Genomic DNA, 15,260 nt, shown 5'->3' with positions numbered 1-15,260 from the left:
TTTTTTAATTAGTTGGACCGCCATCAGTTAGTATCCAATATATTTTGTTTGAATAATTACCAGCTCTCGCTGTATCTTTCGGGATGTTGAGAGACACACTTTGAGACTGCCAAGAATTCGTTGATGTCGATTTCCCTGCCTTTTTTGCCGAGTCACTCGGAGCGCTAAAGACAACCTTTTCTTCACTGCCTACTTCAACACCGTAAGTGACTAAATCAAACGCAAGCTCAGTCGAGCCGGCTCCATTGTTTCTATTCCTTGCTTCCCCTGCAGGAAGTGTCAAGGTAGCACCCTTTAATTCATAATTCGTCTTCTCATCCCGCAAGTAGCCATCCTGCCGAACCTTCAACGTCCACCCATAGGTCTCAGCCTCTCGATTATCCGTCACCTGCAAACACTGCCTGTGATCAGCGAGACCCTCTGCCTTATACTCATGAGCTGCATGATACATCTTCTGTGTACCAAAGTAGAAGCCTTTTGGAGCAGCATCGATTGATAACGGCCCCTTCTCATTTGTTGGTGGATTGTTTGGGTCTGCAGGCTCTTGCGGCTTCGAAGGATCTAATGGATCTTTAGGTGCCGTCGGAGATTTATTCTCCACTAAGTTGATTTCTCCATCAGAGCTTACTGCCGCATACCCTAAAGCATTAAAACCGACACTTATTCCGACAAGCCCTACAAAGAACATCTTTCCAAACATCCTTTTTTTCATTCAGTTCACCTCCTTAAGCAACACATAATTTTTTTATTAGCGAGAAAGGAAACATTCCCTAGATTTAATTGTTCAAAAAGAAATTAAATTATAAAAAAATTATTTTATTTGCATTTTTGATGAATTAGTTACAAAAATAGTGTAACAATAAAAGTATATTACTGTAAATATTTGTTTTATCAATTAAATTAACGATAATCACGGTTTTTTTAGTAGTTTTCTATTTTCGAAACGTTGAAATAACAGACTTCTTTTTATAATAAGTCTAAAGTAGCTAGTTTTTTTATTACTTATTGGTCAAATAATAGTTAAAAAATGAAAAAAGATTTATTCTCATTAATAAAACACTTTGTTATTATGAACGAACCAATAATACACTTTTAAGGAGAAATGGATGAAATCAATATTATTAAGTGACGAATCAAAGAAAAAATTGGAGATTTTCTTTGAAATGAATAAATTGGAGGACGGCAGATATCCTATTAGCTCTGTCATCAAACTGTTCCGGTTTTCAAAAAATACCGTCTATCAACTGTTGGAGAAAATTGCCGCAGACTTAGAATCACTCTTTGGTTACGAGCTGTTTGATAAGAATGGAAAGATCATTTGGTCGAAAAAAGCATTCGATATGAATCGCTACAATCAATTTTTATTGCGCAAATCACTTCCCTACAATTTCATTCTATTTATCTTGCTGCATCCCGGGAAAACACTGAATGATTTTTGTAGTGCCAATTTCATCAGCACGTCAACCATCCGAAGAACGCTGCAGCCATTTTTAACCTTTTTAAAAAAATTTGAGATAAAAATAAATTTGTCCTCTATGAGGCTCGAAGGAAATGAGTACGAAATAAGGATGCTGTTTCACACAATCCTTTGGGCCTGTTCGTTAGGCCAAGGAATACTGGAGGTAGAAGAGGTTACGCAAAAAGAAGAAGCGGTCTTGAAACAGCTGGGGATTGCCGATTGTTCTTACATCAATAATGATGATATTCTGACGATTCTTCTAATTGCAAAGCTTAGAATACAGGGCGGCTTTCCTGAAAAGAGCTCCCTACCAGTTGATGATTTTATCCCTAGCAAAACCATCAATATATTAACTGACTATTTAAGCGATTTTGTCCCTTCGAATACCTATCTAGAGGCAGAAGTGAGAAGCTTAGCCTTTCAGCTTTATTTTTCGAACCTCTATTATCATAAAGACGATGTTCGAGTAAAAGATCTTTCATCCTACTATCTGGAAAAGAAAGGGGACGGTAAATTTATCCCTATAATAGATCGATTATTTAAACGAGTGGATCTGAAGGTCCAGCAAGACACGATGCTTCCGCTAGTCAATCTGATATCGATCTTTTTTAGCTTCTCGCTCAATCATAGACCGCTGCCCTGGATGAAGGAATTTTCGAACTATGAGGTGTTGTTTCCAAATTTCACACCCCAGACGATCGTGCCTGTGGAAACCTTTTTCTCGAAAATTTCAACCAAGGAAGGATTTGAGTGGCTTTCTGATTATCCTTACGAGTTCTATAAATATGTTTACCATGTCTTACAGGCCTATGTAGTGAAGAAATCAGCGAACGTTAAAGTCGCTATCGTGCCCATCCCAAATCAGAGGATAATGTCCGAACTACAAGAATTCTTAGCCCTCTTTTCGTTCGTGGATGTTTCCTTTAGCAATCAACCAGATTCGGAGATCGATCTATTCATCAGCACATTCGAAGCCTTGATCCCAGACCATACATCAGCCTTCTTTTTAGTCGGCACGAATGAGATTTCCCATGAAGCAAAGAACGATTTGTTTTCTGTCCTGTATAACCTCTACACCGATAAAATCACCAAACAATAAACGATAGTATGAAAAGCAAAAGAAGAAGCGAACTAGACATTTTGTCCAATTCGCTTCTTCTTGTTTGATCTATTTATTAATCACACTTAATCATTTTTAGCTAAATTTTCATAGAAAGCCGATTTCGTTACCTGAATGTACGGCGATAGCCATAAATACCCTAAACCTAACGTTGCAATAGAAAGAATGTGCCAACCGATAAAAGAAAGATCCAATAAGAATAATTTTCCCTTATAGCCATTCATCATTTTTCGACTAGCCGTAATCGTGTCTAAGGCACTAAGCCCTTCTTTCTCGTTCAAAGTACTATCGTAATAAATATAGTAGCTTTGAGAATAAGAATAAGATTTTACAATACCTGGAATAATTAGCAGAAGTCCCCATAATCCGCTAAATAAATTAACTAGTACAGCTAAAATAGCAACGGTTACCAGCGTTTTCCCATTAAACGCCCGCAGCGCATCCTTCAGTGGCGAAATCTCACTTCGAGTCCCTCTGATTAGATCAAGGTAGGTCCACGAAATCCCACTTGTAAATAGCGCACCAACTACCATAGAAAAGAAACTGCTGACGGTTCCATAATTGCCCGTTCCAGCTGTAGCCGCATAATCATAGTAGCCGTTGTTCATGCTCATCACTGTAATGACTTGAGAGACTACAGCAGGTACTATAAATACCAACGAGAATCCAATAATTATCAGACTCGGTATGACATTCAATAGAACTGCTTTACCCCATCTTCCCTGCAAGATCATTCTAGCTTCTTGTTTTAACTCCTTTGATGTTTTCATTTTTTCACCCCCTATTTTCTTATTATAGCAATATACGAAAATCCTTTCAATAACAAAAATAATTACATTTTTGTCTATTTAACAGAGTTTGAACATCCTTAAAATTACAGTTTATAATATTATTTACTTTGATTTTAAAGATTTTCTTATTCATTTTCATGAAAACCTTTCTTTCGAAAAGAGAGCATCCTTATTATTATTTAATAAACTGAACAAATAAATATTATTTCGTCTTTCACTTTTTTCATCTGAGCTCACTATTATTCCTCTTCGTTCACTAAATAGAAAAGTCATGCAAAAAAATTTCATTGACTGACTCAGACAGACATAACACCACGCGAAAAAAGCCTTGCGAACTGCTATTAAGCACATTCGCAAAGCCCTTCCTAATTATCCCCAAAAAATCAAAACCTCGATGGCAATAAAAATTCCGATCAGTAGCACCTTGCCTAATGGATGATACGGGTTGATTGCCCAACCAACACCAAATGATTTCGGAATAATCAAAGGCGCCTGCATTCCGCTGACGGCATCCTCTTTGGGGATGACTATAAAAAAGCGAACGATCGAAAAGATGAACACTACGCCCACCACCAGCATCGGCCACAGTTTTTGATCGGCAACCTCTGGTAGGCGGCTCACTACAAAAGCAAAAAGAACCGTCAGCAGCAACAGCCCGACAAATACTCCATCAAAAACCTTCCGCCGCTTGGTCCGTTTGACCAGCTCCGCATCCTTCTTCATTTTTTCCATGAATCCTTCATCACCTTTCAACAATTCATCTAAGGAGATGTGGTAATAATCACTAATCGAAATGATCATGGGAATATCAGGGAAATTTCTCCCCACCTCCCAATTCGAGACCGTCTGCCGCGATACATGCAGATGCTCCGCGACCTCCTGTTGAGTCAATCCCAAAGACAGCCGCTGTGCTTTTAATTTTTCTCCTAGCAATTGAACATTCCCCCTACATCAAAACTAACCGTTGAAAAGCTACTCTACAAGCAACGTACCAAAGCATCGCAAAAAAGACAAGCTCGAATTGCAAGCATCGTTGATGTGGCGGTGTTTCATTCTAAATAAATGATAACTTGGAATCACATCTATCTAAATAAAATTTTGGATAGTTGTTGAAGCAACCAGTATACTTTCTCAGTAAAGGAAAATGCAATTAATGATTTTACTTTTCAAATCAAGTGATACTATCCATACTGCTTAAGATAAAGTTTGCTCAGAAAATACTTAGGGGATTTCAATTAATCCCTACAAAAATAAAAAGAAGGAAAACAGTCAATCTATTGCATAGAAAACTTAATCAGTTTATTTTTATCTCATAACTGCGAAATGGTCTTAAAAAAATTTTTCTAATATTCTTAAAATTAGTAATCGATGGATATAATTATAAAAGCTGAATAAAGTTAAATAAATTGATACCCAGTACAAGTAGAATTACCGATTGAAAAATAAAAGCAACCTTTTTGGACGGAAGCAATTGACTAAGCTTCGCTCCAAAAATCCCTCCTAAAATAGCTGCTGGAATAATAAAATACAGCATCGTTAAGTCATACTGTAAGAATCCCGAGCCTACGGCAATGGATACAAGCTTTGCTAACTGAGAGAAGAAAATCGTACAAATCGAATAACTGGTTGCCTTTTTTATTGGAAATCCAAATAGCAACATCAATACAGAAACATTAATTGGCCCTCCACCTATCCCTAAGAGGCTTGCCAAAAATCCTAGCAGTAATCCGCAGACAAAATAAAAGATAGGAGCCCTAAATGTATAGCTCCGCCATTCATATTTCGAATAAAGGAACGTAAAAACCAATGTTATTATCGTTAGTAAAATTTGGATCATCGTCACTTGTTTTTCACTTCCCAAATTTGCCAATAATCGTTCAAAGGAGAAATTTCCTAATATACCTCCAAGAACTGCTCCTCCAGATATCCAAAAAATCGTTCCCATATCAAAGACTTGACCACTCTTTAGCTGCTTCAATGTTGAAGAAATTGACATGGTGAATACAGCAATCGTTGAATAAAAAGAAATTGATGCAACTGAATGCGCACCGATTAAATCAAAGACAGGTTTAATGATTACCCCGCCTCCCATACCAGACACAGCCCCGATTGAATTAGCGAGGATAATAACAAAAAAATATAAAAGTCCGATCATTAATTCAACCTCCTTTCTTTAAATATCAATGAAGATAGGCTTGATGGATCATTTTTATTACAAGAAACAACCTCAGAAAATGAGGTTGTACCAATTAATTTGGCACAACCTCTTTTTGGATTATTCTTCATATTCCTCATCATCTTCATCGGGTACAACCTTCTCAAGATGACTAACTGCATTTTTTCCTATATTTTCTAAATACTTTGCCAAGTCCTGAGCAGTTTCCATTTGAGAAAACAATCCTTCAATCAACATACCCAAATTCAGACCCGAAACAACCTCCATAGTAGGGTGAGTTGACGCTTTCATCATAGCTACATTACATGGTGTGCCGCCTTTTAGGTCTGCAAGTACAACTATTTCTGTTTCTGGGCTCAATTTAGCAAGGATTGCGTCAAATTTTTCTGCTGTTCCTACCAGTCCGTCATCATCTCTCATAGAAACAACAAATACTTTTTCCGTTTCGCCAACAATCATTTTGGCAGAACTTAAGGTTTCTGCTGCCATATCCCCGTGACTAGTAACAATCAATGTAGGTCTCATTAATTACGCTCCCTTAAAAAAATCTTGATATAACTTATGTCTATACGTTAAATAATCTGTATTCTCCCTTGATGGATGAACACGGTTGGTCAATAAAATCAATCCTCGTTGTTTTACTAAATCGATGCCCATCGACGTTCCCGTAAATCCAGTATGATATATAATCCCTTCGCCAAAAGACTTTTCCCATCCTAGAGTTCGATTAGAAATCGAGACATCTCTCAGTTTTTGATAGATGTCTGTCGAAAACAACTGACTTCCATCCATTTTTTTATTCAGCATAACTCCTTGTGTAAAGCGAATAATGTCTTCTAATGGCGCAAATAATCCGGCACTCCCAGCAGGACGTGACCAACGATTTGCCTTTGAATCATGAACGGTCCCTAAGATGATCCCCCTTGAAGTAGTGATTTCTGTTGGTAGGATAAATTGCTGAAAATCTGGATAATAAGTGGTGTTCTTCATTCCCAAAGGTTCAAAAATATGCCTTTTGAAGGTATTTTCTAGATTTTGATCATCAATTTGCTCTATCACTAAACCTAGTAACAAATAACCGATATCGGAATAAATCGTTTCATTAGTTTTATAAGGTGTAAAATCTTTTAAAAAGGAATACATTGTTTCCTCAGTGAACAACTGTTTTTCTTTAAAATCGGAAGGTAGTTCGCTTCGATGCAATAGTAAATCCTCAATAGTCATTCGCAATCTCGGAAACTCTGGCAAAACCTCACGGCATTCTATCTGCAGATTCAGCAATCCAGAATCAATCATTTGTAGGATGCGTGTCGTCGTACCGAGGACTTTGGTCAAAGAAGCCAAGTCATATAGCATTCCTGCCGCTACTGGAATAGTTGCAAATGGCGGAACTTTCCCCATAACACCAAGATAAAAATCTTTATTGACTACATCGATTTGAGCGGCAGATAACCCACTGATTTTACTTCTCCTCATAAATTCCTGTAGACTATTTTCCATAAGCCTTATGAAAAATCCGATTATCATTTTCTGCTAAAAATGATACTGCCTGCTCAGCAGATAATTGATTTTCATGCATAACTATAGCAACATTGACTTTATTATCAGCAGACTCAAAAAGTTTTGCCGCTTCATCACGTTCTATTGAAAGAGCTTGCATTAAAATATTGATTGAGCGTTCAATCAACTTCTTATTCGTCGGTTGCACATTGATCATCAGATTTTGATAAACTTTTCCGGTCTTAATCATAATTCCTGTAGAAAGCATATTTAAAACCATTTTTTGTGCAGTACCCGCTTTCATTCTTGTCGAACCAGTGATTACTTCCGGTCCAACGATCGGCGCAATCGCCACTTGTGCCGCCCGACTCATTGGATTGTCCGCTGTACAAGTAACAGAAATAGTTAGTGCGTTGATCTCATTTCCATATTCAATAGCAGAAAGTGAATATGGTGTCCTTCCGCTTGCCGCAATCGAAATGACTACATCATTTTCTGTTAAGCGAACATCCTTTAAATCTTTCACTGCCAATTCTACAGAATCTTCAGCTCCTTCAACCGCAGCGTACATCGCTTCCTTACCGCCAGCTAAAATACCAAATGCTCTTTTAGGAGAAACACTATAGGTTGGTGTTAATTCAATGGCATCTAAAGCACCTAAGCGGCCCGAAGTTCCCGCACCTATATAGATTAAGCGTCCTCCTGCATTGAATCTTTCTGCGCCCAGATCAATCGCTTCAGCAATATTTGGTAGAACCTTTTCAACGGCATCTGCTACCATTTTATCTTCATTATTAATTGTTTGGACAAGGTCAATCGTAGCCATTCGATCTATATTCATACTATTTTCGTTTCGTCGTTCTGTCGCCAAGTGACTAATTTTCATACATTATTCTTCCTTTAGTGGGCTAACCCAATTTTTAGTGATAATCATATTTTCTTCAATACTGTTCTCAATATCTTCTTGAATAACTCCTAAATAAAGAACTGTTCCAACAATCATCGACGCATACAAAGAAGAGATAGCACCTACCCGCAGCAAATGTTCATTATCAGGCACTAAAAGAACCTCATCCGCTAACTTCGAAATACGTTTGCCCTTATTTCTAGTAATAATTATTAGGTGAGCCCCTTTTTGTCTGGCATATTCGCAAGCTAACAGTATCTCTTTCGTATGTCCACTATAGGTTACCGCAATAACAACATCCTTCTCAGTAACATACGTTAGTGTCTCAAGTCCGATATGGGTATCAAAAACAAAGCTTGCTTCTTTGCCTGCTCGATTGAATTTATGGAACAAGTCGTATGCGACCAATGAGCTGGAGCCAATCCCGAAAAGATGGATTTTTCGAGATTGCTTAACACTTTCAATAGCCTTTTTCAACGCATCTTTATCCATGCTCACAAAAACATCTGTAGCAGTTTCTTTGATTAAAGTTTCAACTTTTCCACATAAAACATCAAGTGAATCATCGCTAGAAACTATTGGATCAATAATATGTTCGCTTTCCTTAACTGCTTGTTCCGAGGCTAATGATACTTTTAAATCCTCCAGTCCAGAATAGCCAATTTTCTTTACAAAGCGAACCACCGTAGCAGAAGATGACTCAGAAGCCTCACCTATTTCAGAAGCCGTTTGTTTAATCACTTCATTTGGAAAATGAAGGATATGATCAGCTATTCGTTTATTAACTTTCGAGAATGTTGCATATTCTTTTCTGATTTTAGTTAGTACTTCCATCGCATTTTCCTCCTGGTGGTTTTATCCTATTATTTTAAGAACGTTAGTATCGAGTCAGCTGGCTCGGAAGGAATCATCTGGGCTGTGATCTTGATCCCTTTATCTGTTAACTGCTTGATTACGGCGATATCTTCATCCGTCACCGCTACCGATTTTTTAATTGCTCTACTACCTTCTTTTTGTGAAATATTCCCAACATTGAAAGAAGTCAAAGGAACTCCTTGATTGATTAGCTCGCCCATATCTTCAATATTTTTAGTAATCAAGAAAACCTTTTCATCATCGTATTTACCTTCTAAAATATTCGCAACCGCTTTTCTTTTGGATAAAATTGACAATTTCACTCCAACCGGCTTTGCCATCTTTAAAGCACCGATTTGAATCTGGTCTTTCACCGCATGATCATTTACTACCATGATACGTTGCGCTCCTAAAGAATTTGTCCAGACAGTAGCAACCTGTCCGTGAATTAAACGTTCATCCACACGTGCATGAATAATACTCATTTGTTATTCCTCCAATAAATAGTTTTAGAATAGGCCGCCGATAGCGCCTAAAATGCTCTGCATATTGCCTAATAACATTCCTAATAAGATCAAAACAAAAATCAATCGAGTCGAGTTCATTTTTTTCTTTCCTAATAACCAATAAGAAAGAAATACAATGGCTAAAGGAACTAAGCCTGGTAAAATTTTATCTAACATTTCTTGAACGGAGAGAGTCACTTCACCCATTTTGTAATCCAATTCCAATTTATACGTAATGACAGAAGGAATCAAGCCGCCTACAACAGTTAAACCAAGAATAGCTGCTGCTTCGGTAAAAATTTTCATCTTATCAGCAAATTCAGTAGCAATTTTTTTCCCTTGCACAAATCCAAGATGAACAAATTTGTAACGAATCCATAAGACTACCCCACCAGTAACCAAAGGAATCAACAAACCTAAAACTTGTCCTGCTTGAGCCATATAAGCAGCAATTGAAAAAACAATCGCACGATAAATCGCAATAAAGACAGTATCTCCAACACCCGCGAAAGGTCCCATCAATCCTGTTTTCAAACCTACAATCGCTTCAGGATCTTCCATTCCAAATTCTTCCTCTAAACCTGCATCTGCTCCAACAATCAAACTAGACATCGCAGGTGTTGTATTAAAGAATCCAAGATGTGTCTTCAAAGCGATTTTCATTTTTTCTATATCATCTGAATAAAGACGTTTCATAATCGGCATCATAGAATATGCATAGCCAAGCCCTTGCATTTTTTCATAGTTCCAACCCCATTGAAATCCAAATAAGTTTCTTACATACATTTTATTGATGTCTTGTTTAGTTATTTTTTTAGTCATCGATCTCAATCTCCTCATCATCTTCGTAGACTGCACCAGTTGTTGTTGCGGCAGGTGTCGAATTATTGTGGTTCATCACATACATCGCGGCTAAAGCTAGACCAACTAAAGCAACTCCTAATACTGAGAAAAACTCTGCACCAAAAGCTAACATGACAAATCCGACTAAAAAGTAAGGCCAATATTTTTTTATTGGCAAGTAACGCATCAAGATGGCTATCCCCATCGCTGGCAGAATAGCTCCAGAAGCTTTTAGACCAGTCATAATCCAAGCAGGAATCATTTCATTAATCACTTTAACTACTTGTTCTCCAAAATAAAGACCGATAAAAACCGGAATCACTCGTGACAAGGTCCAAGGCAATATTCCTAAAACATTACAAAGGTCAACACCGCGATAATTACCTTCTTCTGCAAAGTGATCAGCACGATGCTGTACGAAGGTGTTCGCCATTCTTCCTAAAATATCCAATTGTGTTAATAATAACCCGATTGGTACTGCAATACCGATACCATACTCGACTCCTTTGCCAGAAATAATAGCATACGCAGTTCCCATAATCGCTCCTGATAGAAAATCTGGCACTGTCGCTCCACCGTAGGTCGCAACCCCTAAAGTCATCAATTGCAACGTTGCCCCAATCATCAATCCTGTTTTCAAATCACCCATGACCATCCCAGTGAAAACTGCAGCAAACAATGGGGTATATGGGCCTATTTGAATTGAGATTTGATCCAGTACTCCTATTACTGTGTAGAAGCACAAAACTAAAATAATTGCTAATGATAGATGCATTTTTTTCCCTCCTCAAAATGTTAACGCTATCAATTACAACGAAAGTATAACTCAAAAGAAATGATATTTCAATACAATGCTATAAAAATATTTTTATGAAATATCGTTACTTTTAGTTTTTGTACTGAATATCTAGTACTATCACCAGATAGTAGAAACTCTCTAGGGTCCTTAGAACATCATACTTAAAGAAAATTCAAAAATTTATTATATAGTATAAATTGTTCATCGCTCTAAACTTTTGATACCTGAAAACAGTATTTCAATTGAATAATCACAAAAAACAAACGACCTTGTAGCTATCAATAACGATAGTACAATGTCGTTCGGAGATTTGGATTTTTTTATAATCGAGTATCGTATTTACTTTTTTATATTTCTTCGTCAGCTCAAGCTTAAATCCCATTCCCAAGGATTAACACTTTTCCACTCGCATTCATTTAATCACTTATTTATCATTTGAATCTTGTTTTCCACTAATTTTCTCCAGCAAAATTCTAGAAATTTCTTCTTTCACCAAAAATCCTACTAGAGAATCCACTCTCGTAGAATTAGTCTGACAAACTATTCATCATACTTTGTCAATCGAATGCACATAAATATTTCTACATAGTCCAATATCTTTAAATTTTTTTTGTGTGCTATCTTTCAATTGAAATTTAACTTTTTCTCCACTTTCAAATTCACCTTGGGTGTTCCAAATAAACAGAAACTGCCGTTTTTCATTTTCTTCATCATTTACTTTCAAGTGTTTTGGCAAAATGGTCTTTGGAAGCTCAAAACAGAAAGCCTTATCTTTGTACTTTCCTAATACCTCTCTTCGTTCTCCCAAGACTGTCTCAAACCATCCATCTTTAATAGGACACAATGATTCACTTTCTAAAAATGCTTCATTCAACTGCTTTTGAATAGGCTCTACGTATTCAATGGCATTTAATTCGACTGACTCTGGCCACTCTACATCAGCACTCGAACTAACTTCTCGAATTAATCGAAATAAATCTTTTACTTGAAATTGCTCTCCTGCAACTAAGCTTAATCGATCGTGACTGATTGCCCCTTGTATATCCTTTACATCAAAATGGGGTAATGTTATAGGGTAATGGTCATCACTCATCACCCAAGAGGCTCCCATTTCATTTAAACAGGCAACACTTTTATAATAATTTTTCGACAATAAGTAAATCATGACAGGCTTATATTGCAGTTCACTTTTCAGGCGTTCAAAAATTCGTTCTCCATAATTGACTCCTGTAGAATAATCTGAACTGCAAAAAATATCTTTCTCTTGAAAACCAAAACTTTTCAATAATTCCACAAAATGAACTGCATAACAACTATCTTTACTTGAATGACTAATAAATACTTTTTTTCCCATTATTATCCCTCACTTTAAATATCTACAACACAAGTGTTATCTAAACTAACTTATTTTTCATGGTACTAAAGGTACTTCGCTTCTTTTACTTGGAGTACTGAATATACCGACCGAAAAGCTTCGGTTACAGTAACGCCCGTGTTGCTTCATCCAATTATTCAAATTGAACTCCCATTACCTTATTTTATAACATCTGTTCCACACTTTATAATTTAACATTAATTAGTATAATTCTCAATAAACATTCAAATAAAAAGATTAAAATATAACTGTTTATAATAATAAATATTTATTCTTAATTCTCAAACGGACGAATATAACACGTCAAAGGTAGTTAAAATTCTCCTAACGGTCAATTCACATAGATAGTGTGAATGATTGATTTTTCTCAACTAGCTCATGATCGATAACTACTCATTGCCTTCTTTCATTGATTCTTGACGCACAGTAACCCATCCACCCGTTTTCACGGGTGGATGGGTTACTGTCTACTCGTTTGTTAAGAAGTCAAAACCTTACATTATAACAAATAGCCGGATTCCTTTTCAAGTCGCAAAATTGCACGTGACCCCTCAAATTTACCTGTTGACAGTCTATAAAGCCTATTCTTTCGTTTTAAACCTGCAAAATTGAGGGGTTGAGTGCAATTTTGCGGTTCGCATTCTTTTTCAAAATCGATTATCTTGTAGTCACCGGCCGATACAAAAAATCAAACACACGGAGGTATTACATTATGATTCAGAAGTTGAGTACAAAATTACAAGTGCAGATCGCTGTCCCTGGTGTAGAGAAATTAAAGAAAGTGACCTTCCCAAATGTCGTAGACGAACCAAAGGAAGCGGAAATCATCGAACTAGGTGAGATCATGAGAGCGCTTGACCACGAAGACTCATTAGTAGACGGCGTGATCATCACTAGCCAATCACGAGTAACGAAGAATTAGGAAATGGAGGAAAACAGAAATGAAAAAATTAGTAGCGATCTTTAAAACCAGCACAGGACGTTCGCAAACCTGGAGTTATCCAACTCCCGGCGAAGGAAAAGCGCCTGAAGAAATTCGAGGATTCTTGGAACGGTTAACGATGTTAAGTCTGTTCAAGAAAGACGACGAAAAGCTGTTCAACCAAGTCGTCAGCGCAAAGTACGTCGAAACTGTTGAAACAATTATCTTTTAAACCATGTGAATGAGAAGCGGTGGCGCAATCGCCGCTTCTCTAACTAAAAAAATATAGAACTCAAGAAATAAGGAGGACACGATCCATGAATGAACAAACACTAACTTGCCGACAATTGTTTAACTTAACACCAAAGACCTTAGAAAAACGAATTACTGAATACTATTACCAAACTCAAAATAGCAGCCTAACGATCAAATATATTTTGACGTTACGCGTGCGGTTTCAACTCGGTGCGGAGGAGTTTGCCTTCATTCTGAAGGATCTTGTCCGTGAGATTTTTATGAATACCAAGGCCACTCGCACCATGAAACGATTTTTCTATTATTTCCAAGATTATTTCATGGCACCTGAATGGCGCTCATTAGCTGCAAGAGTATTTCCGATCCGTAACTTTGGCGAAAAAGCCATCTCACTTGTCCGTTCTCTTATTGCAAAAGTTCGTCCTACAGAAACTAACGAACCTTGATAAAAAAACTACCTACGCAGAAAAAAAAGAATGAAAGGAAAGCAGAACAATGACCCATGATTTAGTCACGACCTTTACCAACGGTCTAGGCAAAGAACACGACTGGACCTATAAAAATGTGAATGCGGATTTGCCTGTAGAGCAGATCAAAGAAGCGTGCGAACTACTGACTCAATTGGATATTTTTGAAAAAAATGGCGTAAAACTATTTGATACTGTTGTCACGGCAAAGTTCGTCACCACGTACGAAACCGATATTTTTGATGTGGAGAATGATCCAGCAGCTCCTACTGAGCAGCCTAGTAAAGAAGCTGCACCAAAAAATGATGGAGAGGATTCATCTAAAGAATCGAGTAAAGAAGAAACAATAACTGAACCGTCTTTTAAAGAGGAAAAAATGTCTACCTCTTCAATTAAGCTGGATGATTCTTCATTCACTCCTGTCAAAGCAGGAAGAAGCTATGACTATTTGTACAATTCCTCAAGAAACGCGCTTGAACAGGCATTGAAAGGACCCGCAGAATCGAGGAGTAATCACCCTTCATTAATAATAAAAAATCAAACAAGTGGATTAAAGCACACAATCGATGATAATTATTTTTCTGCCAGCGTCCCTACAACCAATTCAGCAACACAACTTGAGGAAACGGAGCAACTCAGCACACGAAAAAGGTTTCTTGCCTGGCTTCGGCGAAAGAAAAATCGAAACAAGGATGACCCAGATAGCCAGTCGCATAAGCTAGAATAATTTAGTCAACTTCTGCCCTTTCACAATTGAATACCTTTTGCGTAGGTATCCCCGCTCATGTCTGTCGTCGGCCTCCACTTTTGAGAGGAGGTGATGCACCTTGAGCGAGCTGATTCGATATGTCCTCGCTCCGCTCTTTGTGGGGCTGATCATCGCCCTCGTCAACCATTGGTTGAGTGGGCGTGATCCATGACGACTGAAAAATAGGCTCTCTGCGATTTTCCAATTGCAGGGAGTTTCAGATCAATTCATTTACTGATGGTTCTAGAAAAAATACATAATTTCCCACTCCAAGCTGTTAAACAGACCATACATCTTGATTTGAACATGACCTGCATCAATGCTGTAAATAACTAGCAAGTATGAAGCTAAGAAATGAGTGCTGACTTGTCAACACTGTAACCTGAGATGTCTAAGAGTCATTCCTATAAATAGAATCTGTGGTTGATCAATCCCCTATTATCCACATCTTACTAAAAAACCTGTGGATAATGTGGAAAAACCTGAGGAAAACTATTTATTTCTACTTATTCTTGTGGATAACCCAGTGGATACCGA

18 protein-coding genes are annotated in these 15,260 nt (G+C 37.4%); 6 read left to right on the top strand and 12 right to left on the bottom strand.

Annotation, left to right across the window (positions count from 1 at the left end; genetic code table 11):
• Nucleotides 1-4: 4 nt before the first annotated feature.
• On the bottom strand, nt 5-712 hold the full coding sequence (locus IGI67_RS12800; protein WP_429957953.1) for a WxL domain-containing protein: 708 nt from the start codon (nt 710-712) through the stop codon (nt 5-7).
• A gap of 394 nt (nt 713-1,106) precedes the next feature.
• On the opposite strand from IGI67_RS12800, the gene IGI67_RS12795 reads away from it, so the two are divergent.
• Nucleotides 1,107-2,558 carry a helix-turn-helix domain-containing protein gene (locus tag IGI67_RS12795; protein ID WP_429957952.1) on the top strand — a complete coding sequence of 484 codons (1,452 nt, stop codon included), beginning with the start codon at nt 1,107-1,109 and terminating at the stop codon, nt 2,556-2,558.
• A gap of 86 nt (nt 2,559-2,644) precedes the next feature.
• On the opposite strand, the gene IGI67_RS12790 is transcribed toward IGI67_RS12795, so the two are convergent.
• From IGI67_RS12790 to IGI67_RS12740, 11 genes are all read right to left on the bottom strand, one after another.
• Complete coding sequence (locus IGI67_RS12790) at nt 2,645-3,349, bottom strand: DUF975 family protein (RefSeq protein WP_429957951.1); 705 nt, start codon at nt 3,347-3,349, stop codon at nt 2,645-2,647.
• 390 nt (nt 3,350-3,739) lie between these two features.
• A complete protein-coding gene (locus IGI67_RS12785; protein ID WP_429957950.1) occupies nt 3,740-4,303 on the bottom strand; it encodes a helix-turn-helix domain-containing protein in 564 nt (187 codons plus the stop codon).
• 445 nt (nt 4,304-4,748) lie between these two features.
• Complete coding sequence (locus tag IGI67_RS12780; RefSeq protein WP_429957949.1) at nt 4,749-5,525, bottom strand: sulfite exporter TauE/SafE family protein; 777 nt, start codon at nt 5,523-5,525, stop codon at nt 4,749-4,751.
• Between the two features lie 120 nt (nt 5,526-5,645).
• Nucleotides 5,646-6,071 (bottom strand): PTS sugar transporter subunit IIA, encoded by a 426-nt coding sequence (locus IGI67_RS12775; RefSeq protein ID WP_429957948.1) that lies wholly within the window; start codon nt 6,069-6,071, stop codon nt 5,646-5,648.
• A gap of 3 nt (nt 6,072-6,074) precedes the next feature.
• The gene (locus tag IGI67_RS12770) at nt 6,075-7,022 is read right to left on the bottom strand and encodes a serine hydrolase domain-containing protein (RefSeq protein ID WP_429957947.1); all 948 of its coding nucleotides are present in this window, start codon (nt 7,020-7,022) and stop codon (nt 6,075-6,077) included.
• Between the two features lie 13 nt (nt 7,023-7,035).
• Nucleotides 7,036-7,932, bottom strand: a complete 897-nt coding sequence (gene murQ / locus IGI67_RS12765) for an N-acetylmuramic acid 6-phosphate etherase (protein WP_429957946.1) — start codon at nt 7,930-7,932, stop codon at nt 7,036-7,038.
• 3 nt (nt 7,933-7,935) lie between these two features.
• Complete coding sequence (locus IGI67_RS12760; protein WP_429957945.1) at nt 7,936-8,787, bottom strand: MurR/RpiR family transcriptional regulator; 852 nt, start codon at nt 8,785-8,787, stop codon at nt 7,936-7,938.
• A gap of 29 nt (nt 8,788-8,816) precedes the next feature.
• Nucleotides 8,817-9,293, bottom strand: a complete 477-nt coding sequence (locus IGI67_RS12755; protein ID WP_429957944.1) for a PTS system mannose/fructose/N-acetylgalactosamine-transporter subunit IIB — start codon at nt 9,291-9,293, stop codon at nt 8,817-8,819.
• A gap of 24 nt (nt 9,294-9,317) precedes the next feature.
• On the bottom strand, nt 9,318-10,136 hold the full coding sequence (locus IGI67_RS12750; RefSeq protein WP_429957943.1) for a PTS system mannose/fructose/sorbose family transporter subunit IID: 819 nt from the start codon (nt 10,134-10,136) through the stop codon (nt 9,318-9,320).
• Nucleotides 10,129-10,932, bottom strand: coding sequence for a PTS mannose/fructose/sorbose/N-acetylgalactosamine transporter subunit IIC (locus tag IGI67_RS12745; protein WP_429957942.1), 804 nt, complete (start codon nt 10,930-10,932; stop codon nt 10,129-10,131). Before IGI67_RS12745 ends, IGI67_RS12750 begins: the two co-directional genes overlap by 8 nt.
• A 571-nt stretch (nt 10,933-11,503) precedes the next feature.
• Nucleotides 11,504-12,310: a toll/interleukin-1 receptor domain-containing protein gene (locus tag IGI67_RS12740; protein WP_429957941.1), complete on the bottom strand. Its 807-nt coding sequence runs from the start codon at nt 12,308-12,310 to the stop codon at nt 11,504-11,506.
• Nucleotides 12,311-13,043: 733 nt separating this feature from the next.
• Between IGI67_RS12740 and IGI67_RS12735 the strand changes: the two genes are divergently transcribed.
• From IGI67_RS12735 to IGI67_RS12715, 5 genes are all read left to right on the top strand, one after another.
• Nucleotides 13,044-13,253, top strand: a complete 210-nt coding sequence (locus IGI67_RS12735; protein ID WP_429957940.1) for a hypothetical protein — start codon at nt 13,044-13,046, stop codon at nt 13,251-13,253.
• Between the two features lie 19 nt (nt 13,254-13,272).
• Nucleotides 13,273-13,485 (top strand): DUF2922 family protein, encoded by a 213-nt coding sequence (locus tag IGI67_RS12730; protein ID WP_429957290.1) that lies wholly within the window; start codon nt 13,273-13,275, stop codon nt 13,483-13,485.
• An 85-nt stretch (nt 13,486-13,570) separates the two neighbouring features.
• On the top strand, nt 13,571-13,954 hold the full coding sequence (locus IGI67_RS12725) for a hypothetical protein (protein ID WP_429957939.1): 384 nt from the start codon (nt 13,571-13,573) through the stop codon (nt 13,952-13,954).
• 49 nt (nt 13,955-14,003) lie between these two features.
• Entirely contained in the window at nt 14,004-14,702 is a 699-nt protein-coding gene (locus IGI67_RS12720) for a DUF2922 domain-containing protein (RefSeq protein ID WP_429957938.1), read from the top strand.
• Between the two features lie 100 nt (nt 14,703-14,802).
• Nucleotides 14,803-14,895 (top strand): type I toxin-antitoxin system Fst family toxin, encoded by a 93-nt coding sequence (locus IGI67_RS12715; RefSeq protein ID WP_111945260.1) that lies wholly within the window; start codon nt 14,803-14,805, stop codon nt 14,893-14,895.
• The last annotated feature ends 365 nt before the right edge of the window (nt 14,896-15,260 follow it).

Source organism: Enterococcus sp. AZ196, from assembly GCF_050498845.1.
Taxonomy (GTDB): domain Bacteria; phylum Bacillota; class Bacilli; order Lactobacillales; family Enterococcaceae; genus Enterococcus_A; species Enterococcus_A murrayae.
Note: the sequence above shows the minus strand (reverse complement) of the source record. Positions and strands in the feature narration are given on the sequence as shown.